At 72.4% G+C, this 3266-nt stretch carries 3 protein-coding genes; all 3 read right to left on the reverse strand.

Annotated features, from left to right (window positions below):
- Positions 1-1388, reverse strand: a 1388-nt coding sequence (locus GT354_RS30605) for an exonuclease domain-containing protein (RefSeq protein WP_161359622.1), incomplete at its 3' end; no start/stop codon positions are given.
- A gap of 163 nt (positions 1389-1551) precedes the next feature.
- Positions 1552-2502 (reverse strand): DUF2510 domain-containing protein, encoded by a 951-nt coding sequence (locus GT354_RS30610; RefSeq protein WP_161359623.1) that lies wholly within the window; start codon positions 2500-2502, stop codon positions 1552-1554.
- Positions 2503-2599: 97 nt separating this feature from the next.
- A partial coding sequence (locus tag GT354_RS30615) for a ribonuclease HII (protein ID WP_237535621.1) occupies positions 2600-3266 on the reverse strand: 667 nt, incomplete at its 5' end.

Consider the following 3266-nt stretch of genomic DNA (forward strand, 5'->3'; position numbering starts at 1 on the left):
CCCCGCGATCCGCCCGGCACCGCGTGCGCCAGCGACGCCGCCGCGACCTGCGACGCGGCGTCGGCGGCGGTGCTGCGCCCGCGTTCGAGATCGGCGAGCAGCGCGAGGAACACGGGTTCGATGAGCACCCTGATCCCGCGTTGGCGGGCCCAGTAGGTCCGGTCCGCGGACTCGTCGGGATCGGCCACCACGAGCACGTCGACACGGTCGTGGATTCCGGTCGCGATCGACAGGTCGGCGCGGGCCATCCGGCGCTCCAACTCGTCCCGGGTGACCGCGAGATAGCCGTGGAAGAGCACGTGCAGGCCCGATTCGAGCGGTCGCCCGCGCGCGAGGATCCGGGGACCGCCGTGCCCCTGCTCGACGGTGCTGCGGGCCATCCTGGCGAGGTCGTCGAGCGCGGTGCGCGGGATGCCCAACTGCGCGGCGACGCGGGTGAGATCGGCGCGTTCCTCGCGGTCGATCGGTCCCGCGGCGACCATCGAGGCCGCGAGCGCGGTCACGTACAGCCGGTCCAGGTCCTTGCGTTGCTCCTCGGAGATGCCCAGCGAGACGGCGAGTTCGGCGAGGTCGACCGCCTCCTGCGGGGTGATCACGCGGTCCTCCAGAGCCGCGTCGAGCACCGCGAGGTAGCTGTCGGGGCCCTCGCCCACGCCGATCGGCGGTCCGTACGCGCGGGCCTTCTCCAGGTACGACACCGCGTCCCGGCGGCGCACCTGCTCGGCCTCCTCGCGGGCCCGGCGGGCCACATGCGCGTCGTCGCGGGTGAACACGCGCGGCAAATCGGCGCTGCGGCGCGGCCAGTTGAGCGAGGCGGCCACGGTCCTGGCCTGCTGCCAGTGCCGGTCCTCCCCCGCGCCGCGCGCGAGGTAGTGCGCCAACAGGCGTGCGGTGCCCCGCGCCTTGGCCGCCGCGCCGGTACCGCTCTCCACCGCCACGTCGGCCGCCTCGCAGCACGCGAGCAGGGTGAAGCGCGGCGCCTCGGGCAGGTGGTGCGGGGCCTCGCGCATCGTGCACAGGGTGGTCAGCGGCGGCACCGTGGGTCGGCCCCGGCGTTGGAACTCGCGCTCGACGAAGCCGATGTCGAAGCGCGCGTTGTGCGCGACGACCACGCGTTGGCGCAACAGGTGGGCCAGCCACGGGGCGATCTCGGGATACGTCGGCGCATCGGCGACGTCGTCGTCGAACAGGCCGTGCGTCTGCACGTCGCCCGCCGGCCCCTGGGGGTCGAGCAGCGTCGTGAAGAACTCGGTCACGTTTCCGGCGAGATCGCATTGTGCCACCGCGATCTCGATGATGCGATGGCGATGCGGGGACAAACCCGTGGTTTCCACCGCCACCACCGAGTAGCCGGGGCATTCGAGGCGATCACCGATGCGCACAGTCACCCCCCAATGATGATGTGCCCGGTGCGGCCTCCTTCAGTCGCACCCCGGCAAGCCCGACCTGCGGCGCGCGTCCACGGTACGCGCTCGCGGCCGGTGCGGGGTACGGCACGACCGATCCGGCGTACCGTAACGCCGGTGACGTCCCGTCAGATATGACACAGGGTCAGGAGCCGCTTTCCGTGGGCGTCGGCGTGCCGACCCTGATGCCCTTGAGGATCGCGTCGAGTACGGACTTGTCGGGCGCCTTGGCGGAGTTCTCCAGTTTGATCACCACGCACGGATACTCGCCGTCCTCGTCCTTCTCGTCGATCGCCACGATCTGCGCCCACGCGGTGTCCGAGTCCATCTCCAGGTCCTTGGGCGTGCCGCGAACCTTGACCCGCAGTACGTAGCCCCGGTGCCCGTCGACGTCGACCCGCTTGTCGAGTTCGGTGTCGACGACGGTGACCTTGCTCGACTTCTTGACGATGTCCTTTTTCAGGTCGGCGATCAGGTCGTCGAACGTGTCCGCCGATTCGGTGACCACCGCCAGTCCCGCGCGGTAGCAGTCGGCGTCCTCGTCGTCGGAGGAATCCGACGACGAGGACGCCGACTCGGTGTCGGAGTCCGAGGTGGCCCCGGAGCTCGGTCCACCGCTCGGACACGGTCGGGTGAAGTACTGGTCCGCGGGCGAGTCCGGGTCCTTGGCGACCCAGCCTTTGAACTTGGGGACGGACAGGCCGGTCGCGCGGTCGGTGGCCCTCCCGTCGGTGGCCACACCCTGCTTGTCGTCGTTGCCGCCCAGGACCACGATCAGCACGGCGACCAGTGCGCCGACCACGACGAGGGCGAGCACGCTCAGGCCGATGGTCTTGCCCCGCCGGGGCCCGGGCGGGCCGTACGCGCCGCCGGGCGGGTAGGAACCGGGCTGATACGGGCCCGGCTGGTAGCCGGCCTGCGGGTAGCCGGACACCGGGCCGACCGCCCCGCCCGGAGGCATCCCGGGCGGCGGTGGGGGTATCTCGCTCGAGGCCCGAGCCCGCGTCGAGGCGGTCCACTGCGCGCCGTCCCACCAGCGCTCGGAACCGGGCGAGGAGGGGTCTTCGTACCAACCGGGCGGGATTGAGGCTGTCACTCGCGCACGGTACAGCCGGTCTCGGCGACGTACGAGCGCCGGCGGTCAAACGTGACCGTTCGGATACGTCGACGATCGCGGGTCGGTCGACGACCGGTCAGCCCAGGTCGAAGCCCAGCTGCCCGGCCGCGGCCGGCTCCGGGCGAACCCGCTTCAGGTGCCGCCAGGCGGGGAGGTCGTCCCAGTACGCCCACGACATCCGGTGCAGCGGGGTGGGGCCGTGCTCGGCGAGCGCGGCCCGGTGCACGGGCGCGGGGTAGCCGGCGTTGCTCTCGAACGCGTAGGCGGGGTACGCCTCGCCGAGCCCGGCCATCATCGCGTCGCGGTGGACCTTGGCGAGCACGGACGCGGCCGCGACGCTGATGCAGGACTGGTCGCCCTTGATCACGCAGCGCACGTTCCAGGGCGTGCCGAGAAAGTCGTGCTTGCCGTCGAGCACGATCGCGTCCGGCCGCACCGGCAGGGCCTCCAGGGCGCGCACCGCGGCCAGGCGCAGCGCGGCCGTCATGCCCAGTTCGTCGATCTCCTCGGCCTCGGCGACCCCGAACGCGTGCGCGATCACCCACGGGTCGACGGCCGCGGCGACCTCTTCGCGGCGTTTCGCGGTGAGCAGCTTGGAGTCGGTGAGGCCGGCGGGCGGCGCGGACAGGTCGGTGACGGCGGCGGCGACCAGGACGGGCCCCGCCCACGCGCCGCGACCCACCTCGTCGACGCCGGCGACGGTGACCGCACCGCGCGCGAGCAGTGCGCGTTCGACGTCGTAG

This window comes from Streptomyces sp. SID3343, from assembly GCF_009865215.1.
In the GTDB taxonomy this organism is placed as follows: domain Bacteria; phylum Actinomycetota; class Actinomycetes; order Streptomycetales; family Streptomycetaceae; genus Embleya.